Here is a 21,994-nt window from a genome sequence, read left to right as displayed (position 1 = left end):
ACATGGCCCAGGAACCGCATCGGCCGGTTTCCGATCTGCTCGACCGCGCAGCGGAGGCATCGGAATTCCTGAAGAAGCTTGCCAATCCGAACCGGCTGATGATCGCCTGCGCACTCGTCGAAGGCGAACGCTCGGTGCGTGAACTGGAAGATAGCCTGGGCATCAGGCAGCCCGGGCTGTCGCAGCAACTTGCCGAGTTACGTGAAGCCGGCCTGATCGTCGGCCGCAAGCAATCGAAATCCGTTTTCTACCGGCTCTCCGACGAGCGGGTGAGGGCTGTCGTCTCGCTGCTCTACACGTTGTTCTGTGATCCGGAAGGTGAGAGCAAGCTGCGATGGACGGCAGACCCAATCAAAAAAAGGCAAGGACATGACTGAGTTCACCCCCATAGCCTCCACCGTCGGTGGCGTCCTGATCGGGCTTTCGGCTGTGCTGCTGATGGCCTGGGACGGGCGCATTGCCGGCATCAGCGGCATTGCCGCCCGCCTGCTGCCACCATACCTCGACGGCGCCTTGCTTTCCCGGCTCGGCTTTGTTCTCGGGCTGGTCGCCGCGCCGCTGGCCTATGCCGCAATAAGCAGCACCGACGTAGTCCAGACCGTCTCGTCAAACCTGCCGCTGATGGCCCTGGCCGGACTGCTCGTCGGATTCGGCTCGGTCTATGGCAATGGCTGCACCAGCGGCCATGGCGTCTGTGGGCTGTCGCGCCTTTCGCTGCGTTCGCTGGTGGCGACGCTCACCTTCATGGCTACTGCCTTCGCCACAGTCTTTGCCGTTCGCCACGTGCTGGGAGCCTGACATGTCCTTCATGGTCAATCTCGCGCTCGGCCTGCTTTTCGGCATAGGTCTTGTGGTTTCGGGAATGTCGGACCCAGCCAAGGTGCTGAACTTCCTCGACCTGTTCGGCACGTGGGATCCATCGCTTGCCTTCGTCATGGGCGGGGCGGTGATCACGGCCTTTGCAGGCTATCGAGTCGTCTTCAGGCGGCCCAAGCCGCTGGCGGGCGCCTCGTTTCACGTGCCGAACAGTTCTGCCATCGACCGCAGGATCATAGTCGGCCCGGCAATCTTCGGCATCGGCTGGGGGCTTGGTGGTTTCTGCCCGGGTCCGGCACTGACAGCAATAGCGTTGGGCGCGGCCGGTACGTATGCGTTTCTGCCGATGATGTTTCTTGGCATGTGGTTGGCGCGAATAGCCACGGCACGACCTGTTGCAGCGGCCTGATCTTCGCGAAATCCGCGCGTGCTAATATATCGGGCAGGCGTGTCAGGCCCGCTTGCGGAAGGTGCTGAACTGAAAATGCTGCACGCTGTCCCATGGCGTCTTGTGCTCGTGGCGGCGGCTGTCGACGAGCTCGAAGCCGCTGCCCAGAAGCCTGCCGATGCTTTGGGCATCGTGTCGGACGATCGGCAGGCCGCTGCATTTCTCCGGTCCGTCGGGCGCAAAGGTGCCGATGATCGCGTGGCCGCCAGGCACCAGCGCCTGCTTGAGGGCTGACATGTAGCCCGCCTGGTCGGCCGGATTGGTCAGGAAGTGGAAGGCGGCGCGGTCGTGCCAGACATCGTAATGCCGCGCCGGCCGCCATGCGGTCGCGTCGGAGCAGATCCAGTGGACTTCGTGCGCTGCTGCGCCTAGCCGAGCCTTGTCGGCCTCAAGTGCGGCCTGCGAGATATCGAGGACGGACACATCGCCGAAACCCTGATCGAGCAGCGCGTCCACCAGATGCGAGGCGCCGCCGCCGATATCGATGATTGCCTGTCCAGGCGTACCGCCTGCGAGCGAGAGCAGCGTCATGGACGGCTCCGGCATTTTCTGGAACCAGCTGACGTCGTCTTCCGCCTTGGTGCCGTAGATGGTGTCCCAGTGGGACTTGCGATCGTCGGTCAAGGCATGAGGCTCCACTTAATGATAGTGGCAGCCTATCCGCGGATGGGGGAGCGGCCAAGCTCTCGGGCTTGCGGTGACGGCTAAAACAGTCTTGACCTTGATGTTGGTGTGAAATATATTTCAAATGGTGAATTTTATTGACATAACGCCGCGAGGCTGTAATTCTCACTGTCACCGGGCTTCGGGAGGAAGTTCGGACAATCAATCCATACCGCACGGCATGTCAGGTGCTGGCGAAGGTTATTGATCTGGCTTCGGCCAAGGGAGGGAACTTGCGTAAATTTCTCAGCACTTTCGCGGCCGCGGCCGCGCTTTCGACCATTCTCGGTGCCGGCCATGCCCAGTCGGCCGAAAACCCGTTCAAATGCGCGCCCGGCGAAAAATACGTCATGAACGTCATGGTGTCGGGCGTCGAATACTGGTTCCCGGTCTACGAGATGTTCAAGCAGGCCGGCCAGCAGTTCGGCTGTGAGACCGCCTACACCGGCACGCCGGAATATGACGTCAACAAGCAGATCGCCACCTTCGACCAGGCGCTCGCCCAGAAGCCGGCCGGCATCCTGGTGCACCCGATGAACTCCGACCCGTTCATTGAGCCGATCAACCGCGCCATCGAGCAGGGCACGGCCGTCGTCACCTTCGCCGCCGACTCGCCCAATTCCAAGCGCGTCTCCTACATCACCTCCGACAATATCGCCGAAGGCACTTATGCTGCCGACGCGGTCGCCAAGTCGATGGACGGCAAGGGCGAATACGCCGTGCTCGAAAACCCCGGCCAGGACAATCACGACAAGCGCGTCAACGCCTTCGTCGCCCGCATGGAGGCCAAGTGGCCCGACATGAAGCTGGTCGGCCGCGCCGCCTCGAACCAGGACCCGACCAAGGCCTACCAGGCCGTACTCAGCTTGGCGCAGGCCCATCCCGACCTCGGCGCCGTGTTCATGCCGGAAGCCAATTCGGCCATTGGTGCTGCGCAGGCAGCCAAGGAAGGCGGCGGCAAGATCAAGGTGATGCTGGCCGACGTCAACGCCAAGATCCTCGACATGATCAAGGCCGGCGAGATCTTCGGCTCGGTCAACCCCAACCAGGGCATGCAGGGCTACATGGGCTTCATGCTGCTGTGGATGGCCAAGCATCCCGAACTGATCGACCCGATGAACGACGCCAAGCGCTCGGGCTTCAACCCGATGAGCGTGCCCTTCGTCGACAACGGCTTCTCCATCGTCACCGCTGACAACGCCGACGACTTCTACTGGGACAAGTACCTCAAGCGCCGCGGCACCAAGGGCATCGAGGAATAGATTTCCGCTCCCTTTCATGCCTTGCTGAAAGACGGCCGGGGCGTCCTGCCCCGGCACCGCAAAGATCACACTCCGTGAAGGTTGACTCATGTCGACGCCCATTCTCGAGATCTCAGGAGTTTCGAAGTCGTTCGGCGCCATCAAGGCCCTGACCGGTATCGATTTCTCGCTCGCGCCCGGCGAGATCCATGCACTCTGCGGAGAGAACGGTGCCGGCAAGTCGACGCTGATGAACATCATTGCCGGCGTGCTTCAGCCCGACAAAGGCGAGATCCGCATTGCAGGCGAGCGCACCGTGATTGCCAATCCGGCCTCGGCCCAGCGGCTAGGCATCGCGCTCGTCCACCAGGAGATCGCACTCTGTCCCGATGCGACGGTTGCCGAGAACATCTTCATGCCGGCGATCAACAGCCGCCGCGCCCCGCTGATGAATTTCCGGCGGCTCCATGCCGAAGCGCAAAAGGTGATGGACCTTCTGGCCCCGATTCCGGTGCGCACCAAGGTCGGCGACCTCTCCATTTCCAACCAGCAACTGGTCGAGATCGCCAAGGCGTTGACGCTCGACTGCCGGGTGCTGATCCTCGACGAGCCGACGGCGGCACTGACCGAACCGGAAGCGCAGCGCCTGTTTGCCATCGTTCGCGAACTCAGGTCGCGCGGCATTTCCATCATCTACATCAGCCACCGCATGGCCGAGATCTTCTCGCTCTGCGACCGCGTGACGGTGTTCCGCGACGGCCGCTATGTCGCCACCGACGAGATTGCTTCGATCACCCCTGACGAGGTGGTGCGCAAGATGGTCGGCCGCGAGATTGCCCAGCTCTATCCCGACAAGCTGAACGAGGCGCCTGGACGCACCTTGCTCAAGGTGTCAGGCCTGTCGGACGGCGAGCGCTGCTTCGGTGTCAGCCTCGAGCTTCGCGTCGGCGAAATCCTCGGCATCGGCGGGCTCATCGGGTCGGGCCGCAGCGAAATGGCGCAAACGATGTGCGGCCTGAGATCCGTGGCCGCTGGCGAGGTCGAGATCGACGGCCAACCTATCAGGATTTCCTGTTATGCCGACGCGGTGAAGGCCGGCCTGGTCTACCTCTCCGAAGACCGCAAGGGTTCGGGCGTGTTCCTCGACATGTCGATCGCAGCCAACGTGTCGGCGCTCGACCTCGGCAAGCTCACAGGAAAACTCGGCCTGCTTGACCGCCGCGCCGAGACAGCGCAGGCGACGGAGCTGGCAAAGCGGTTGGGTGTTCGCATGGCAGGCGTAGGTGCCGCCGTCTCGACGCTCAGCGGCGGCAATCAGCAGAAGGTGGCCATTGCCAAGCAACTGTCGGTCGACCCGAGGGTGATGGTGATGGACGAGCCGACGCGCGGCATCGACGTCGGCGCCAAGGCCGAAATCCATCGCCTGCTGCGCGAGCTTGCCAGTCGCGGCGTCGGCATCGTCGTCATCTCCTCGGAGATGCCCGAGCTGATTGGGCTGTGCGACCGGGTGCTCGTCGTGCGCGAGGGCAGGATCGCCGGCGAACTTGCGGCCGGCGAGCTCGGCGAAGAAGCCATCATCATGCTCGCCTCCGGCGTGCAGCCAAATTCACACAATGCCAGGGCTCAAAATGTCGCCTAGGGAAGCGGAAGCACCGATCATGACGGCTCAGATGAAAACGGAAAGCCAAGGCGCGGGCTGGAACCTTGCGCGGCTGGGTTCCATGCGTGAGGCGGGCCTGATCGTCATCATCCTGGCGCTGTGCATCGCCATGTCGTTTGCCTCGCCGCATTTCCTCACATGGGGCAATTTCCGCGCCATGCTGATGAGCTTCTCGATCGAGGGCATCGTCGTTGTCGGCATGACCATCCTCTTGATCGTCGGCGGTATCGACCTGTCGGTCGGCTCGGTCGTCGCCTTCTCGATGGTGGTGTCTGGCGCGCTGTTTCTTGCCGGGCTCGACCCGTGGACGGCGAGCCTGATCGGCATCGCCGTCAGCGCGCTCATCGGAGCCGTCATGGGCTTCTTCGTCACCGTGGTCGGGCTCAACCACTTCATCACCTCGCTGGCGGCGATGGTGATCGTGCGTGGCCTGTGCCTGATCGTCACCAAGGGCACGCCGCTCTCGCTGTTCACCCTGCCGCCGGCCTTCAAGGCCATCGGCCAGGGCAGCTTCCACGGCGTCCCCTATGTCATCATCATCTTCGTGATGGTGGTTGCCGTCTTCGACTTCCTGCTCCGCCGGGCGACGGCTTTCCGCAAGGTCTTCTACACCGGCTCCAACGAGAAGGCGGCGCAGTATTCCGGCATTCGTACCAAGCAGGTGAAGTTCTGGGTGACGGTGCTGAGCTCGACGCTCGCAGGCTTTGCAGGTGTCATCTACATGTCCCGCTTCGGAGCGGCGACGCCCACATTCGGCGCCGGCATGGAACTCAACATCATCGCCGCGGCCGTCATCGGCGGGGCTTCGCTCAACGGCGGTTCAGGCACCATCTTCGGCGCGATCCTGGGCATGGCGCTGCTTTCGGTGGTCACCAGCTCGCTGATCCTGCTCGACATCTCGGTTTACTGGCAGGACATGATCAAGGGCTGCATCCTTCTCGCCGCAGTCTCCATCGACCACCTGCTTCATCGCAGGAAGGCATGAGCGGAGACGAATGATGGCCAACGGCAATTCACGCGACGAAATCGCCAACGCGCGGCAGATGCATCAGGCGCTCGTGCTCCACTACATGGAGGGCAAGACCCAGGTGGAGATCGCCCACGAGCTCGGCATCTCGCACGCCACCGTCAACCGCCTGATCAAGCGCGGCCACCAGATGGGGCTGGTCGAGATCAGGATTAAGTCGCCGATCGAACACCTCGTCGACCTCGAGGCCCGGCTGGTGGCACTCGGCGGGCTCAAGCGCGCCGTTGTCGTGCCGTCTCTCGGCGACAATCCGCAGACAGCACTGCAGCGCGTCGGCGAGGCCGCGGCGACGCTGCTGCAGGACACGATCAAGGACGGCGACACGATCTCTATCACCGGCGGCAAGGGTGTCTCGGCCGTGGTTGCGGGCTTGAATGGCGACCGTCAGTTCAAGGTAGAGGTCATCCCGGCGACCGGGCTTGTCCAGGGCAAGCACTACACAGACGTCAACCACGTCGCCTCGCTGATGGCCGACAAGCTCGGCGGCCGTGCCTATCAGGTGCATGCGCCGCTATTTGCCGACAGCCCCGAGCAGCGCGACATGCTGATGGGCGTAAGCTCTGTCTCCGACGTGTTCCGCAAGGCGCGCGAGGCCAATGTCGCGGTGGTCGGCATCGGCTCGATCCTGACCGACGATTCCAGCTATTACGACCTGCATCCCTCGTCGAGCACCGACCGCCAGGCCATCGAGCGGTCGGGGGCAGCGGGCGAGCTGCTGGCCCACCTCGTCGATGCCCAAGGCAGGGTCTGCGACTACAGCCTCAATCGCTGCCTGGTGTCGCTGACACTGGAAGAATTCGCCACCGTCCCGCGCACCATCGGCGTCGCCAGCGGCGCCAGCAAGGCCGCGCCGATCCTCAGCGCCATGCGCGGCAACCACCTCGAAACCATCGTCACCGACGAAGCCACGGCCCTGCAGGTCCTGGAACTCGCCGAAGGAAAAAGACCATGAGCCAGCTCGTTCGCAACATCGGCCGATCGGGGATATCGGCCTCGGGCGTCGGCCTTGGCACCTGGGCAATCGGCGGCTGGATGTGGGGCGGCACCGACGAGGACGCCTCCATTGCCGCGATCCAGGCATCGATCGATGCCGGCGTGTCGCTGATCGACACTGCGCCCGCCTATGGTCTCGGACGTAGTGAGGAGATCGTCGGCAAGGCGATCCGCGGACGCCGCGACAAGGTGGTGGTCGCCACAAAGTGCGGGCTCAACTGGCACTCCGGCAAGGGCAATCACTTCTTCGACCAGGACGGGCTGCCGGTGCATCGCTATCTCGGCGCCGACGGCATCGTCTACGAGGTTGAGCAGAGCCTGCGCCGCCTCGGCACCGACCATATCGACCTCTACATCACCCACTGGCAGGATCCGACCACGCCGGTCGCCGAGACGATGGACACGCTCTTGCGGCTCAAGCAGCAGGGCAAGATCGGCGCCATCGGCGCGAGCAACGTGAATGCTGACGAGTTGAAGACCTATATCGAAGCCGGTCAGATCGACGCTATCCAGGAACGTTACTCGATGCTCGACCTCGAGATCGAGGACACGCTGCTGCCGATCACCCAGGCCAACGATGTCGCCACCCTCAGCTATTCGTCGCTGGCGCTCGGGCTGCTGTCCGGCGCCATCGACCCGTCCAGGCAATTCAGCGGCGACGACCAGCGCAAGGGCAATCCGCGCTTCTCCGCGGCCAACCGGCAGAAGGTCGCAGAGCTCAAGGCGGCCATTGAGCCTGTCATCGAACGCCACACGGCGAGCATGGCGCAGGTGGTGATCGCCTGGACGCTGGCCCAGCCCGGCATCACCTTTGCACTCTGTGGCGCGCGCAATCCGGCGCAGGCTCTCGACAATGCGCGGGCCGGCCAGATCAGGCTCGATGCCGACGATCTGCTCGCCCTCGATACCGCTATTTCCAGGCATCTCGTCGCCATGGACGCCTGACCGAAGGAACCCTCCGCACCATGAATCGCAGCGAAACCATAGCCGGCCTCAAGGGCCGGAACGGCCCCGCCGTGCTTGTGATCGGCGGCGGCATCAACGGCATCAGCGTCTTCCGCGAGCTGGCGCTGCAAGGTGTCGACGTGCTCCTGGCCGAGAAGGGGGACTATTGCTCGGGGGCGAGCGCGGCCCTGTCGCGCATGGTGCATGGGGGCTTGCGTTATCTCGAGAACGGCGAGTTCAAGCTGGTGCGGGAATCGCTTCTGGAGCGCGACAGGCTTCTCAGGAACGCCCCGCATTTCGTAGCACCATTGCCGACGACGGTGCCGATCTTCGACTTCTTCTCGGGCATCGCCAACGGCGCTTTCCGCTTTCTCGGCCTGACCCGCAGGCCGAACCGCCGCGGTGCGGTGGTCATCAAGGCGGGCCTGGCGGTCTACGACATCCTCACCGCCACGCGCCGGCTGATGCCGAAGCATGTCTTCCGCAGCCGCGCCGAGACGCTGAGGACCTGGCCGGCGATCAACCCTGATATCCGCAACTCGGCGACCTACTATGACGCCTGGGTGAGCCGGCCCGAGCGGCTGGGCGTCGAAATGCTGAACGACGCGCTGGCCGCCAATCCGGCGGCGCGGGCGCTGAACCATGCCCAGGTCGGCGGCGATGGCGACGGCGTGGTGCTGACCGACATGCTGACCGGCGAGGCGGTACGCCTCAATCCTCGGCTGATCGTCAACGCCACCGGCGGCTGGATCGACCTGACCAACGCTGGCCTCGGCGCCTCGGCGCCGACGATGATAGGCGGCACCAAGGGCTCGCATCTGGTCGTCGCCAACCGCGAACTGCACGACGCGCTATCAGGCCACATGATCTATTACGAGAACGAGGACGGGCGCATCTGCATCCTGTTTCCCTATCTCGGCAACGTGCTGGTGGGCTCGACCGACATACGTGTCGACGATCCCGACCAGGTGCGCTGCGAGGCTGACGAGCGCGACTACATCCTGCAGTCGCTCGCCTTCGTCTTTCCGCACCTCCGCATCGCGCCTGAGGAGATCGTCTTCCAGTTCGCCGGCGTGCGCCCGCTGCCGGCCAGCGACGACAGCTTCACCGGCCGCATCCCGCGCGACCATTTCTGTGAGGTGGTCGAGGCCAGCGGCGCGCTGCCTGAGATGCTGTGCATGATCGGGGGCAAATGGACCACATTCCGCTCGTTCGGGGCGCTTGCGGCCGACATGGCACTGGAACGTCTTGGCACGAAACGAACCAGGGATACCGAGGAGCTGGCCATCGGCGGTGGCCGTGATTTTCCTAGCGATGCCGAGCGGTGGATTTCCGAACAGGCCGCCATTTCAGGTGTTCCGCGTGCCCGCATGCGCGAGCTGTTCGAACGCTACGGCACGGATGCGGCGACGGTTGCCGACGGCCTCGGCGACGACACCATGTTGCCGGGCTGCACCTATTCGGTCGGTGAACTCGCACATCTGATCGCGCATGAGCATGTCGAGAAGCTCGACGATCTGCTGCTGCGGCGCACGACCATCGGCGTGACCGGCAAGCTCTCGTCGGGAGTGATCGAGCAGGCGCTCGACATCCTGGCCAAGGCCAAGGACTGGGGTGAGCCGCGCAGCGCGCGCGAGCGCAATGAATTTCTCGCTCTGCTGGAAAGCCGGCACGGGCTCGACGCCACGAAACTCTCAGCAAGATCCGAAAGGAGCGCCGAATGCGCATCAGCCCTAAAGTCCGCATGAACCGTCTGTTCGCCAACGGCCGGTGCCTCGACGTCGCCATCGATCATGGTGTCTGCAACGAGCCGTCCTTCCTCGACGGACTGGAAGACATTGCCGGCGTGGTCGACCAATTGGTCACGGCCCGTCCCGACGCGATCCAGATGAATTTCGGCCAGGCCGACCTGCTGCAGGAGCGCCCGGGCAAGGACAAGCCGGCGCTGGTCATGCGCATCGACATGGGCAATCCCTACAACAAGACCCGCCACCGCCACATGTGGGCTGTGCTACAGAACGAGCATGAGCCGCTGATCGGCGCATTGGCGATGGACGCCGCCTGCGTGGTGGTCAACCTGTTCATGCTGCCCGACGAACCCGACCTGTTCCGCCAGTGCGTGCAGAACATTGCGCGCGTCCGCGCCGACTGCGACAAATATGGCATGCCGCTGATGATCGAACCGCTGGCGATGCTGGCGAACTCCGAGCGCGGCGGCTACATGGTCGACGGCGATGCCGAGAAGATCGTGACGCTGACCCGGCTTGCCCGCGAGATGGGCGCCGACATCGTCAAGGCCGATCCGACGACCGAGGCTGCCGATTTCCACCGCGTCGTCGAGGCTGCGCGCTGCCCGGTGCTGGTGCGTGGTGGCGGCAAGGAGGATTTGCGCACGGTGTTCGACAAGTCGGCGGCGCTTATGGCGCAGGGCGCGCATGGCATGGTCTATGGCCGCAACATCTACCAGCACGCCAATCCGCGCGCTGTGGTGGCCGGGCTCATGGCGATCATCCACGAGGGCGCTGACGGCGCCGCCGCCTGGGACCGGTACACCGGGGCGAATTAGCGAGCTGCTCGCAAGCGGGAAGGGGCTGAAGACATTCCAGCCAAACGGACAGAGACCCGTTCCGATTCAATCGGAATGGGATAGGCTCCAGCGCCTTGGGAGGGGCTTATGGGAGAATACATTCTTGGCCTCGATGCCGGCAACACCGTCATCAAGGCCGTACTCTTCGACCTCGAAGGCCGCGAGCTGGCGCTCGCCGCCAAGGATGGCCGGTCGTCCATGCCGAAGCCTGGCCATGTCGAACGTGACCTGGGTGAACTGTGGCGCAATGCCGTCGAGGTCATCGGTCAGTGCATCGAACGTGCTGGCGTCGATGCCGGTGACATCCTGGCCGTCGGCTGCGCCGGCCATGGCAACGGGCTTTACGCGCTCGACCGTGACGGCGAACCGCTGATCGGCATCCAGTCCCTCGATACGCGTGCAAGCGGGCTGGTCGACGAATGGCAGAAGCAAGGCGTCGGTGATCGCACCTATCCCCTTTGCCTGCAGAAGCCGTGGGCAGCGCAGACGCCGACGCTGCTGGTCTGGCTGAAGCGCCATGATCCGGCTCTCCATGGGCGCATAGGCACGGTGTTCCTGTGCAAGGATTTTGTCGTCAACCGGCTGACCGGCGCGCGCTCGACCGACATGTCGGACATGTCGGGTTGCGGCCTGCTGTCGATGCCGGGCCGCCGATACGAGGGCGACCTTCTGGCCGCCTATGGCCTTGGGGACTGCGCACAGCTATTGCCGCCGGTTCTGGAATCCGCCGAAATCGCCGGTCGCATTTCGCCTGAAGTTGCCGGTCTGACCGGCCTGGCTGCGGGCACGCCGGTCATCGCCGGCCTGTTCGACGTCGTCGCCAGCGCCATTGGCTCGGGCGTCACCCGCACGGGAGCCGCCTCGATCATCGCCGGAACCTGGAGCATCAACCAGGTCATCACAGACGAGCCGATCCGCGATCCCAAGATCTTCATGGTCTCGACCTACGATCCCGAGCGCTATCTGGCGATCGAATCCAGCGCCACCTCGGCGGCCAATCTCGAATGGATCGTGCGAGAATTCTTCGAGCACGAATACGAAGCCGGCCGTTCGCCCTTCGAGACCTGTGGAGATCTGGTCGCCTCGGTCGATCCGACAGGCGACGTGCCGATCTATCATCCCTATCTCTACGGTGCCCAGACCAACGGCCAGGCCCGCGCAGGCTTCTACGGCATCGCGGGCTGGCACGGCCGCTCCCATCTGTTGCGGGCGCTGTTCGAGGGCGTGGTGTTCGAGCACCGGCGCCATGTCGAGACGCTGCGTGATGCCGGTGCTGTCGTCGATGAGGTCGTGCTGTCGGGCGGCGGTTCGCGCAGCGCCATCTGGCCGCAGATCTTCGCTGACGTGCTCTCCCTCCCGGTAACGGTGGCGCGCAGCCGCGAGACCGGGGCGTTGGGTGCTGCGATTGCTGCCGCCACGGGTGTCGGCCTTTTCAAGGATTTTGCCGAAGGGGCGTCCGCGATGACGGCTGCGGCGCGCCGATATACGCCCAATTGCGAGGTCGCGCTGACCTATGGACGGCGCTACCGGCTCTATGGCGAGATCAACAAGGCCATGGGCCCGTTGTGGCAAAGCATGGCGAGCGAACAGGTCGAGGCATGACGACGGCAAGCGATTTCGGGACGTATGACTTCGTCGTGGTCGGCGCCGGCTCGGCCGGCTGCGTGCTGGCCAATCGCCTGTCCGCCAATCCGAAAAACCGTGTGTTGTTGCTCGAGGCCGGCGGCAGTGACCGCTATCACTGGATCGATATTCCCATCGGCTATCTCTATTGCATGGGCAATCCGCGCACCGACTGGCTGATGAAGACCGAGGCCGAGCCGGGACTCAATGGGCGGGCTCTCAACTATCCCAGAGGCAAGGTGCTGGGCGGCTGCTCGTCGATCAACGGCATGATCTACATGCGCGGCCAGGCCGCCGACTATGACGGCTGGCGCCAGGCAGGCAATGTCGGCTGGGGCTGGGACGACGTGCTGCCCTATTTCCTCAAGTCCGAGGACTATCATGGCGGTGCCTCCGCCGGGCATGGCGCCGGCGGCGAATGGCGGGTCGAGCGCCAGCGGCTGTCCTGGCCGATCCTGGACGCTTTCCGCGATGCAGCCGAAGAGATCGGCGTCCCGCGCACAGACGACTTCAACCAGGGCACCAACGAGGGCTCGGGCTATTTCGAAGTCAACCAGCGGAAGGGCGTGCGCTGGAACACTTCCAAGGCTTTCCTGAGGCCTATCCTCAAGCGGCCGAACCTGCGTGTCGTCACTGGTGCCGAGACAGAGCGGCTGGTGATCGAGAGGCGGCAGGTGCGCGGTGTCGTCTTCCGGCTGGACGGTAAATTGCGTGAGGCAAGGACGGGGGAGACAATCCTGGCCGCCGGCGCGATCAACTCGCCCAAGATCCTGGAGCTGTCGGGCATCGGCCGGCCGGATGTACTCTCCGGGCTCGGCATCGATGTCGCCCACCGGCTCGACGGCGTAGGCGAAAACCTCCAGGACCACCTGCAGATCCGCACCGTATTCAAGGTCAGGAACGCCGCGACGCTGAACCAGCGCTACCACAACCTTTTCAGCCGGGCCGGCATGGGCATCGAATATGCGCTCAAGCGCTCCGGCCCACTGTCGATGGCGCCGAGCCAACTCGGCATCTTCGCCCGCAGCGACTCGCGGCTCGCAACGCCCGACCTCGAATACCACGTCCAGCCGCTCAGCACCGACAGGCTCGGCGAGCCGCTGCACCGCTTCCCCGCGGTCACAGTTTCTGTCTGCAACCTCAGGCCGGAAAGCCGGGGCACGGTGCATGCGATCTCCGCCGATCCTCGGACGCCGGCAGCCATCCGTCCCAACTACCTCTCGACCGAGAACGACCGCGTGGTTGCCGCAGCTTCCATCCGCCATGTCCGCCGGCTGATGTCGGCCAAGGCCATCGAGCGGTTCGCGCCGGAGGAGATCTTGCCGGGCCCAGCGGTGGCCAGCGACGCCGACGTGCTGACTAAGGTCGGTGACATCGCCACGACGATCTTCCACCCCGTCGGCACCTGCAGGATGGGCAGCGACGCCATGTCGGTCGTCGATGCACGGCTGAGGGTCCACGGACTTGCCGGCCTGCGCGTCGTCGACGCGTCGATCATGCCGGCGATCGTTTCGGGCAACACCAACTCGCCCGTCATCATGATCGCCGAAAAGGCGTCGGAGATGATCCTCGCCGATATGTGACGTTGCCAGCAGAGCGCGGCTATGTGGCGATCTGCGCTCGTGCAGCGCGATCCCATGCAGCATGTGCCACCCCGCGAACAACGTTGGCAATATCGTTCCATTCCCGCCGCATCGAGGGTCTAGACATATGTGTCCATAGTCGGTAATCCTTCTGGCAACAGGGGAGGATACCGATGAAATCCAACTACAGGGCAGTCGTGATTGGCGGAGGCGTGGTCGGTGCCTCGGTGCTTTATCACCTGGCGAAATACGGCTGGACCGACGTCGTGCTGATCGAGCGCGACGTGCTGACGGCCGGGTCGAGCTGGCATGCCGCAGGCGGCTTCCATGCGCTCAACGCAGATCCCAACATCGCAGCCCTGCAGTCCTATACGATCGACCTTCTCTCCGAGATCGAGAAGGAATCCGGCCAGAACATCGGCATGCACATGACCGGCGGTATTTCGGTGGCGTCCGCCCCCGATCGCTGGGAATGGCTGCAGGCGTCCTACCGCGTCTTCCAGACCATGGGCATCGACGATGTCCACCTGATCGGTGTCGACGAGATCAAGAAGCAGTGCCCCATCCTCAACACGGACGGCATGCTCGGTGGTCTTTACGCGGCCCGCGAAGGCCATATCGATCCGTCCGGAACGGTCCATGCCTATGCCAAGGCGGCAAAGCTGCGCGGCGCCGAGATTGTCGAGCACAACCGCGTGCTCGAGCTCAACCGCCGCGCCGACGGCCAATGGGACGTGGTTACCGAGAAAGGCACCATTGTCGCCGAGCATGTCGTGAATGCCGCCGGCCTGTGGGCCAAGCAGGTCGGGCGCATGGTCGGCATCGACCTGCCGGTCTCGCCGATGGAGCATCATTATCTGGTCACCGAGGCGATCCCCGAGATTCAGGCACTCGACAAGGAGCTGCCGCTCATCGTCGACCTCGAAGGCTTCACCTATATGCGCCAGGAGCAAAAGGGGCTGCTGCTCGGCATCTATGAGATCGACCACAAGCACTGGAACATGGACGGCGCGCCGTGGGACTACGGCATCGAACTGATCCAGGAAGACACTGACCGCATTTCAGACGAACTGACGCTCGGCTTCAGCCGCTATCCGTGTCTCGATACAGCCGGCATCAAGCGCTGGGTCAACGGCGCCTTCACCTTCTCGCCTGACGGCAATCCTCTGGTCGGGCCGGTGCGCGGCGTGCCGAACTACTGGGTCGCATGCGGCGTGATGGCGGGCTTCCTGCAGGGCGGCGGCGTCGGCAAGTCCCTGGCCGAGTGGATGATCCATGGCGAACCGCAGGCCGACGTGTTCGGCATGGACATCGCCCGCTACGGCGACTTCGCCTCCAACCGCGAATACATCAAGCAGACCACCGGCCAGTTCTATTCGCGCCGCTTCGTCATGAGCTATCCCAACGAACAACTGCCGGCGGGGCGCAAGCTCAAGACCTCAGGCGCACATGACGCGATGACCGCTGCGGGTGCGCACTGGGGCAATTCGTGGGGCATGGAAGTGCCGCTCTATTTCGCGCCCGAAGCCTTTGTCGAGACGCCGACGCTGAAGCGCTCCAATGCCTTCGATCTCATCGGCGAGGAATGCCGCAAGGTGCGTGCCGGTGTCGGCCTGCTCGATATCTCGGCCTTCTCCCGCTACGAGGTAAAGGGGCCGAGCGCCGAAGCCTGGCTCGATCGCCTGCTTGCGTGCAAGCTGCCTGCACCCGGTCGCGCCAGGCTGGCGCCGATGCTGGGTGAAAACGGCAAGCTCAAGGGCGACCTTACCGTGTTCAACTGGGGCGATGGCACCTGGTGGGTCATGGGGTCCTACTATCTGCGCCAGTGGCATATGCGCTGGTTCGAACAGCATCTCGCTGACGGCGTCGTCGTGCGTGACATCTCGGACGATGTCGTCGGCTTTTCGCTTGCCGGTCCGAATGCACGCAAGGTTCTGGAGCGCGTTACGCATGAAGACGTGTCGCACCGGGCCTTCGGTTTTCTCGGTTGCTGTAGCCTGGATGTCGGCCTCATCCGTGCCAAGGTCGGGCGCCTCTCGGTCGTCGGCGAGCTCGGTTTCGAAATCCACTGCAGGGCCAACGAGCACGCCACGCTGCGGCGCACGCTGCTTGAGGCAGGTCGGGATCTCGGCATCACCGAATACGGCTTCAACACCGTCAACGCGCTGCGACTGGAAAAAGGTTTTGGCATCTGGTCGCGCGAATTCACGCAGGACTACACGCCAGGCGAAACCGGCATGGATCGCTGGATCGACTTCAACAAGGCAGATTTCATCGGCAGGCAGGCGGCGCTGGCTGAAAGGGTGGCTACCGCTGGACGCGCGTTGGCGACACTGGAAGTGGATGCGGTGGATGCCGATGCCAGCGGCTATGAGCCTGTCTGGCACGATGGCAGGCTGGTTGGCTTCGTCACCTCTGGCGGATATGGCCACACCGTCGGCAAAAGCCTCGCTTTGGCGCTGGTCGACAGGGAACTGGCCGAGGTCGGCACTGAGCTGAGGGTCCATATTGTCGGCGTCGAGCGTACAACCCGCGTTGTCCAGCCCTCTGTCTATGATCCGCAGGGCCTCCGGATGCGTATGTAAGCTTCGCATCATCCACATCGGGCACAAGACGGAAGTTTCCAGGAATGGTTCAATGACCCGCCGCTACTCCGCGCTATCGCTGATCAAGGAAGGTCTGGCCGGCCAGAAGGGCTGGCAGCCCGCCTGGCGCTCGCCCGAACCGAAGAAGATCTATGACGCGGTGGTCATCGGGGGCGGCGGACATGGGCTCGCGACGGCCTATTATCTCGCCAGGAGCCACGGCGTCACCAACGTTGCCGTGCTTGAAAAGGGCTGGATCGGCGGCGGCAACACCGGCCGCAACACGACGGTCGTGCGCTCCAACTATTATTATCCCGAGAGCGTGGCGATCTACGGCCTGGCGCACCGGCTCTATGAGGGGCTGTCGAAGGAACTGAACTACAACGTCATGCTCTCGAAGCGCGGCATGGTGTTCCTGTGCCACAGTACCGGCGAGATGGAGATCGGCGCGCGCACCGTCAATGCGATGCAGATCAACGGCGTCGATGCCGAGATGTTTTCGGTGGACGATGTGCGCCGTGTGGCACCAATTCTCAACTTTGCACCTGATGCGCGTTTTCCGGTGTTCGGCGGCGTCTGGCAGGGTAGGGCGGGCACGGCTCGTCACGACGCAGTGGCCTGGGGATATGCGCGTGCTGCAAGCGCGCTCGGCGTCGACATCATCCAGAACTGCGAGGTCACCGACTTCATCGTCGAGGGCGGCCGCTGTCGCGGCGTGCACACCTCGCGCGGTACCATTCGCACCGACCGCATCGGTATGGCGGTGGCAGGCCATTCCTCGGTGCTTTCTGCCAAGGCGGGTTTCCGCCTGCCGATCAATTCTTATGCCCTTCAGGCCTGCGTCTCCGAACCGGTCAAGCCGATCCTCGATACGGTTCTTCTGTCGCCAGGCACCGGCGTTTACGTCAGCCAGTCCGACAAGGGCGAGATCGTCATCGGCGGCGCGCTCGACCGGGTTCCATCCTATGGCCAGCGTGGCAACCTGCCAACGCTCGAGGGTGTCATTTCAGGCCTGCTCGAAATGTTCCCGGCCTTCGGCCAGCTCAAGCTGATGCGGCAATGGGCCGGCATCGTCGATGTCGTGCCGGACTCTTCGCCGATCATCGGCGAGTCGCCGTTGCCTGGTCTGTTCCTCAATTGCGGATGGGGCACGGGCGGCTTCAAGGCCATTCCGGCCGGCGGCACTTTGCTCGCGCATCTGCTGGCGACCGGCAAGCATCACGATATCAGCCGCCCCTTCGATCTGGATCGCTTCGTCACCGGCCGCCTGCTGGACGAGGCCGCCGGTTCCGGCATCGCGCATTAGGTCGTCGACCTGGAGTAAACCATGCAGCTTTTTCACTGCCCGTTCTGCGGCGCTCGCGACGAGACCGAATTTCATTTTGGCGGCGAAGCCGGAAACCTCCGGCCCGACGGCGCTGATGTCCCCGCCGATCGCTGGGCAAATTATCTCTACATGCGCGACAATCCCAAGGGCGCGGTCCGCGAGGTCTGGGTGCACATGAACTGCGGCGAATTCTTTGTCATGGAGCGCGACAGTGTCAGCCATCAGGTCCTGTCCTCGACATCGCTTGCCGGCGCGGGGCACGCCCAATGACCGCCACGCGCCTGTCTTCCGGCGGCAGCGCCATCGACCGCTCCCGCCCGGTCTCGTTCAGCTTCGACGGACGCAAGCTGCAGGGCTTTGAAGGCGACACCCTTGCCTCGGCCCTGCTTGCCAGCGACGTTGCCGTGGTCGGACGCAGCTTCAAGTACCACCGTCCGCGTGGCATCTGGGGCGCCGGCGTCGAAGAGCCGAACGCGCTGGTCGACATCAGCGGCAGTGTCGCCACCACACCAAACACCCGCGGCACCACCGAGTTCGTGCGCGAAGGCATGATCGCCAGGAGCGTTAATGCGTCGCCGAACGCTGCTGCCGACCGCAATGCCTTCATCGACCGCTTCTCGCGCTTCATTCCCGCCGCCTTCTACTACAAGACCTTCATGTGGCCGGATTGGCACTTGTTCGAGCCCCGCATCCGCGCGGTCGCGGGGTTGGGCGAGGTCGATACGGGATGGCAATCGCCCGGTCCGGCCGACCAGATCAACCGTCATTGCGACTTGCTTGTGGTCGGTGCCGGGCCTGCAGGCCTGGCAGCGGCAAAGCTCGCAGCTGGCGCCGGGCAGTCCGTCATTCTGGTTGATGACCAGCGCGAGCCTGGCGGTTCGCTCAACCATCGCACCGGTGAAATCGACGGCAAGCCGGCCGCTGCCTGGGTCGCCGAGACGATCGCCGAACTTTCCGCCGCTGGGCACATTGTCCTGCCGTCGACCACTGCCTTCGGTATTTACGACCACAATCTCGTCGGGCTGAACCAGCGTCACGTCGACGGCAGGCCCGATACGCTTTGGCGGGTCAGGCCGAGCCGGATCGTGCTGGCCACCGGCGCCATCGAGCGCCCATTGCCTTTCACCAACAACGATTTGCCGGGCATCATGTCGGCGGACGCGGCGTTGATCTATCTCAGGCGCTTTGCCGTGCTCGTCGGTCGTCGCATCATCGTTGCCACCAACAATGACAGCGCCTACGAGGTCGCCGGCGCCCTGGCTGAAGCCGGTGCCGGTGTGACCCTGGTCGATTGCCGCCAGGACGGGACTCCTGCAGCGCCTGAGGGTGTCAGCCGGATGGCCGGCCGTCTCGTCGCTGAGGCGCGCGGAAAAATGCGCGTCGAGGGCGCGGTGCTGGACGACGGCACGATGCTTGAAGCAGATTGCGTTGCTGTTTCCGGCGGCTGGACGCCGACCATCCATCTGTTCTGCCAGGCCAGGGGCAAGCTCGTCTGGAGCGAGGCGCAAGCTGCCTTCCTGCCGGGCGATCCGGTCGAGGGCATAGTTGTCGCCGGCGCGGCAGCAGGCGCGACCTCATTGTCAGACGTATTTGAAGGTACCGCCAAGGCGATGCCGGGCGCGGCCGCCGCGCCGCGCAGCACGGGCGTCGAAGCAACCGGTGGCATCCTGGCTGCCTGGCCGGTCCCCGGTGCCAGGGGCCGCATCTGGATCGACTATCAGAACGACGTCACCGCCAAGGACGTAGAACTCGCTGCCCGCGAAAACTTCATCTCGGTCGAGCACCTCAAGCGCTACACCACGCTTGGCATGGCGACCGACCAGGGCAAGACGTCGAACCTAGCTGGACTGGCATTGATGGGCGCCGCCACCGGGCGCACCGTCCCCGAGGTCGGCACCACCACCTACCGCCCGCCTTTCACGCCGGTGCCGCTGGCAAGCTTTGCCGGCGCGCGTGGCGGCGAGCTGATGTCGCCGGTGCGCCGTTTGCCGCTTGAAAATGTCCATCGCGCCCAAGGCGCTGTCTTCCAGGAATATGGCGGCTGGCTGCGGCCCGCCCATTATGGAGGCGCGGATGCCGACCGGGCGATCCAGGACGAGGCGCGGCGTGCCCGCCAGTCGGTGGCGCTGTTCGATGGCTCGACGCTCGGCAAGATCGAGGTGATGGGCCCGAAGGCTGCGGAATTTGTCGATTTCATCTACTACAATACCATGTCGACGCTGAAGCCCGGCCGCTGCCGCTACGGTTTCATGCTGTCGGAAAATGGCGTTGTCTTCGACGACGGCATTCTGGTGCGGCTGGACGAGCACCGCTTTGTCGTCTCCTGCTCGAGTTCGCATGTCGCAGCTGTTCATGCCCGGCTGGAGGAATGGCGACAGGACCGCTTCGGCCGCGATGCGGTCTGCATTCACAATGCCACCTCCGAGATGGCGACGTTGACTGTGTCGGGCCCGAATTCCAAGAAGCTTCTGGTGGCACTCGATCTCGGCCTGTCGCTGGACGATACGGACCTTCCGCACATGGCGATAGGCGAAGGCATGCTCGAGACCGATCCGGTTCGTGTCGCCCGCGTCAGCTTCACCGGCGACCGCAGCTACGAGGTGTCGATACGCGCCGACCGGGCGGAGCGCCTGTGGGCGCGGATGCACGAGGCCGGCAAGGCACTCGATGCGGTCACCATCGGGCTCGAGGCCTTGATGATCCTGCGTGCCGAAAAGGGCTATATCGTTATCGGCAAGGACACCGACGGCACCACCTTGCCGCACGATCTCGGCGTCGATGGGCCGCGTGCCAAACGCAAGAGCGAATATGTCGGCCGCCGCTCGCTGTTCACCGAGGTGGCCAGGCCTGACAGCCGGCAACAGCTGGTTGGCCTTGCTGTTGCCCGAGGCGAAGAGCCGCTGGCGACCGGCGCGCATGGTATCTCGCGCGAGGGCGGTAAGCTCCGGAGCCAGGGTTTCGTGACCTCGAGCTATCACAGCCCGACGCTGGCGCGGCCGGTAGCGCTTGGCCTGATCGAACGCGGAGCCGCGCGCCATGGTGAGACCATCGACATCCAGCATCTCGGCATGGTGAGGCGCGCGACGATCACCGGCCCTTGCGCCTTCGATCCTTCAGGAGAACGGCTCAATGCGTAATCTCGCCGAAAAATGGACAGCCATGCCGGATTGGCAGACGGTTGTGATCGATACGCCCAGCTTTGCGATCCGTTCGGTATCCGGCCTGAACCAGTTTCTCGTCAGCGGTGACCTCGCTGCCTGGAGCAGGACGGCGGGCATAGCCCTGCAGCCGGTGGGCGCATTCGGGGAGGCAATGGGCGATACCTACACGGTTCAGGTCGCGCGCGACCGGCTGCTGGTCGTGTCTGCCCTTCCGTCCACTGTCGCTCAGGGCTGGCACGAGCAAGGTTTCGCCGTGACCAAGGTGAGTGCAGGGATTCAGGTATTCGAGATTGAAGGCGCTGCCGCAGCCGAACTTGTCGCGCGTGCAACCACGCTTGATCCAGGCAAGGCGAGCGCTTCGGCGGCCATCTCGTTTGCGGGTATCAATGCCGTCGTCTACCGCCACGGCGAGAGGATTCGCGTCCATGTCGATCGTAGCCTTGCAGCCTATTTCTGGAGCTGGGTGGCAACGGTCGGCGGCAATATCGCAAGCGCGGAAGCCTGACCCTCAGGGCACTTCCGCACTTGGGTCGGAAACGGCGAAGCGTGCCGCGAAAGCGTCGAACAACCGCACGTCCTCCGGCTCCGGTTCTTGCCCGCTGAAGGCTAGCAGGTAGGCCGGAACATGCGAGACCCTGGCGTCCAGGGTTTCGCCCAAATCGAGCGTGAAGTGGCCGATCTGCATGTAGTAGAGCACGCGGGCGCGGATAAACGCGTTTTCGTCATCATAACCGTAGCGCAGATACATCGCCTTGATGGCATCGACGCGCCGCCTGTCCGCTTCATGGACCACCGTACGGACAGCCGGTTCGCGTCGCGCCCACAACCGCACGGCGATATCCAGTTTCGGGTCGAATAGGCGCTCGTCCACCCAGCACTCGAAGACGTTCAGAATTGCCCGGTTGATGGTGGGTGCGGGGCGCATTGCGTGTTCGATGATCGGGGTCGTGTTGTTTTGCAGCCAGTTCTGCAGGAGCTGGTCGTGAAGGTCCTGCAGGCTCTTGAAGAACCAGTAGAAACTCGAGCGCGAGACGTCGAGTTTCTTGGCCATCACCTGGATCTTGACCTCGTCGATCCCGTCATCGATCAGCGTATTGATAGCCAGATTGAGCCAGTCGTTCTTGCTGGTCCTCGACGAGCTGTCGCCAGCGCTGTCGACCTGCTGAGCCGCTGTCTGTTCCGGCCCCTTGCTTTGCGATGGTGGCACTGGCGATCCCCTATTGTTTTCATTGTTATACGAGCAACTGTCGGCTCTTCGCATCGACTATTTTGTGCAGGCCGCCGCCCGGCGCATGGAGCAAGGCGCGTTCGCTCACGCGTCGCTGCAGAGACCTC

Annotated in this window: 19 protein-coding genes; 17 read left to right on the top strand and 2 right to left on the bottom strand. The window is 64.0% G+C overall.

The window, feature by feature from the left end:
• The first annotated feature begins 2 nt into the window (after positions 1 to 2).
• From CO731_RS17785 to CO731_RS17775, 3 genes are read left to right on the top strand one after another with little or no spacing between them, the layout of a single operon-like run.
• Positions 3 to 377, top strand: coding sequence for a metalloregulator ArsR/SmtB family transcription factor (locus tag CO731_RS17785; RefSeq protein WP_108608168.1), 375 nt, complete (start codon positions 3 to 5; stop codon positions 375 to 377).
• Positions 370 to 798 (top strand): YeeE/YedE family protein, encoded by a 429-nt coding sequence (locus CO731_RS17780; protein WP_108608167.1) that lies wholly within the window; start codon positions 370 to 372, stop codon positions 796 to 798. Before CO731_RS17785 ends, CO731_RS17780 begins: the two co-directional genes overlap by 8 nt.
• A 1-nt stretch (position 799) precedes the next feature.
• A complete protein-coding gene (locus tag CO731_RS17775; protein WP_108608166.1) occupies positions 800 to 1,225 on the top strand; it encodes a DUF6691 family protein in 426 nt (141 codons plus the stop codon).
• A gap of 42 nt (positions 1,226 to 1,267) precedes the next feature.
• Here CO731_RS17775 and CO731_RS17770 read toward each other — a convergent pair whose 3' ends face one another.
• Positions 1,268 to 1,888: a class I SAM-dependent methyltransferase gene (locus CO731_RS17770; RefSeq protein WP_245439392.1), complete on the bottom strand. Its 621-nt coding sequence runs from the start codon at positions 1,886 to 1,888 to the stop codon at positions 1,268 to 1,270.
• Positions 1,889 to 2,160: 272 nt separating this feature from the next.
• Here CO731_RS17770 and CO731_RS17765 point away from each other — a divergent pair, with 272 nt between their 5' ends.
• From CO731_RS17765 to CO731_RS17700, 14 genes are all read left to right on the top strand, one after another.
• Complete coding sequence (locus tag CO731_RS17765) at positions 2,161 to 3,189, top strand: substrate-binding domain-containing protein (RefSeq protein WP_108609902.1); 1,029 nt, start codon at positions 2,161 to 2,163, stop codon at positions 3,187 to 3,189.
• 88 nt (positions 3,190 to 3,277) lie between these two features.
• Complete coding sequence (locus tag CO731_RS17760; protein ID WP_108608165.1) at positions 3,278 to 4,807, top strand: sugar ABC transporter ATP-binding protein; 1,530 nt, start codon at positions 3,278 to 3,280, stop codon at positions 4,805 to 4,807.
• 19 nt (positions 4,808 to 4,826) lie between these two features.
• Positions 4,827 to 5,813 carry an ABC transporter permease gene (locus CO731_RS17755; protein WP_199914487.1) on the top strand — a complete coding sequence of 329 codons (987 nt, stop codon included), beginning with the start codon at positions 4,827 to 4,829 and terminating at the stop codon, positions 5,811 to 5,813.
• A gap of 13 nt (positions 5,814 to 5,826) precedes the next feature.
• Positions 5,827 to 6,807, top strand: coding sequence for a sugar-binding transcriptional regulator (locus CO731_RS17750; protein WP_108609900.1), 981 nt, complete (start codon positions 5,827 to 5,829; stop codon positions 6,805 to 6,807).
• Positions 6,804 to 7,793 carry an aldo/keto reductase gene (locus CO731_RS17745; protein WP_108608164.1) on the top strand — a complete coding sequence of 330 codons (990 nt, stop codon included), beginning with the start codon at positions 6,804 to 6,806 and terminating at the stop codon, positions 7,791 to 7,793. Before CO731_RS17750 ends, CO731_RS17745 begins: the two co-directional genes overlap by 4 nt.
• A 20-nt stretch (positions 7,794 to 7,813) precedes the next feature.
• The gene (locus CO731_RS17740) at positions 7,814 to 9,541 is read left to right on the top strand and encodes a glycerol-3-phosphate dehydrogenase/oxidase (RefSeq protein ID WP_108608163.1); all 1,728 of its coding nucleotides are present in this window, start codon (positions 7,814 to 7,816) and stop codon (positions 9,539 to 9,541) included.
• The gene (locus CO731_RS17735; RefSeq protein ID WP_108608162.1) at positions 9,514 to 10,359 is read left to right on the top strand and encodes an aldolase; all 846 of its coding nucleotides are present in this window, start codon (positions 9,514 to 9,516) and stop codon (positions 10,357 to 10,359) included. The genes CO731_RS17740 and CO731_RS17735 overlap by 28 nt, the downstream gene beginning before the upstream one ends.
• 108 nt (positions 10,360 to 10,467) lie before the next feature.
• The gene (locus tag CO731_RS17730; protein ID WP_108608161.1) at positions 10,468 to 11,982 is read left to right on the top strand and encodes an FGGY-family carbohydrate kinase; all 1,515 of its coding nucleotides are present in this window, start codon (positions 10,468 to 10,470) and stop codon (positions 11,980 to 11,982) included.
• Entirely contained in the window at positions 11,979 to 13,586 is a 1,608-nt protein-coding gene (locus CO731_RS17725) for a GMC family oxidoreductase (protein ID WP_108608160.1), read from the top strand. Before CO731_RS17730 ends, CO731_RS17725 begins: the two co-directional genes overlap by 4 nt.
• A gap of 173 nt (positions 13,587 to 13,759) precedes the next feature.
• Complete coding sequence (locus tag CO731_RS17720; protein WP_108608159.1) at positions 13,760 to 16,171, top strand: FAD-dependent oxidoreductase; 2,412 nt, start codon at positions 13,760 to 13,762, stop codon at positions 16,169 to 16,171.
• A gap of 52 nt (positions 16,172 to 16,223) precedes the next feature.
• Positions 16,224 to 17,477: a sarcosine oxidase subunit beta family protein gene (locus CO731_RS17715; RefSeq protein ID WP_108608158.1), complete on the top strand. Its 1,254-nt coding sequence runs from the start codon at positions 16,224 to 16,226 to the stop codon at positions 17,475 to 17,477.
• A 21-nt stretch (positions 17,478 to 17,498) separates the two neighbouring features.
• Positions 17,499 to 17,768, top strand: coding sequence for a sarcosine oxidase subunit delta (locus CO731_RS17710; RefSeq protein ID WP_108608157.1), 270 nt, complete (start codon positions 17,499 to 17,501; stop codon positions 17,766 to 17,768).
• On the top strand, positions 17,765 to 20,635 hold the full coding sequence (locus tag CO731_RS17705; protein WP_108608156.1) for a sarcosine oxidase subunit alpha family protein: 2,871 nt from the start codon (positions 17,765 to 17,767) through the stop codon (positions 20,633 to 20,635). Before CO731_RS17710 ends, CO731_RS17705 begins: the two co-directional genes overlap by 4 nt.
• Positions 20,628 to 21,164 carry a sarcosine oxidase subunit gamma family protein gene (locus CO731_RS17700; RefSeq protein WP_108608155.1) on the top strand — a complete coding sequence of 179 codons (537 nt, stop codon included), beginning with the start codon at positions 20,628 to 20,630 and terminating at the stop codon, positions 21,162 to 21,164. Before CO731_RS17705 ends, CO731_RS17700 begins: the two co-directional genes overlap by 8 nt.
• A gap of 3 nt (positions 21,165 to 21,167) precedes the next feature.
• On the opposite strand, the gene CO731_RS17695 is transcribed toward CO731_RS17700, so the two are convergent.
• Positions 21,168 to 21,866, bottom strand: a complete 699-nt coding sequence (locus CO731_RS17695) for a TetR/AcrR family transcriptional regulator (RefSeq protein ID WP_245439391.1) — start codon at positions 21,864 to 21,866, stop codon at positions 21,168 to 21,170.
• Positions 21,867 to 21,994 lie beyond the last annotated feature (128 nt).

The sequence above is a fragment of the Aminobacter sp. MSH1 genome (assembly GCF_003071665.1).
Classification (GTDB): domain Bacteria; phylum Pseudomonadota; class Alphaproteobacteria; order Rhizobiales; family Rhizobiaceae; genus Aminobacter; species Aminobacter niigataensis.
The sequence above is the reverse complement of the archived record's forward strand: the minus strand, read 5'-3'. Positions and strand labels throughout refer to the sequence as shown.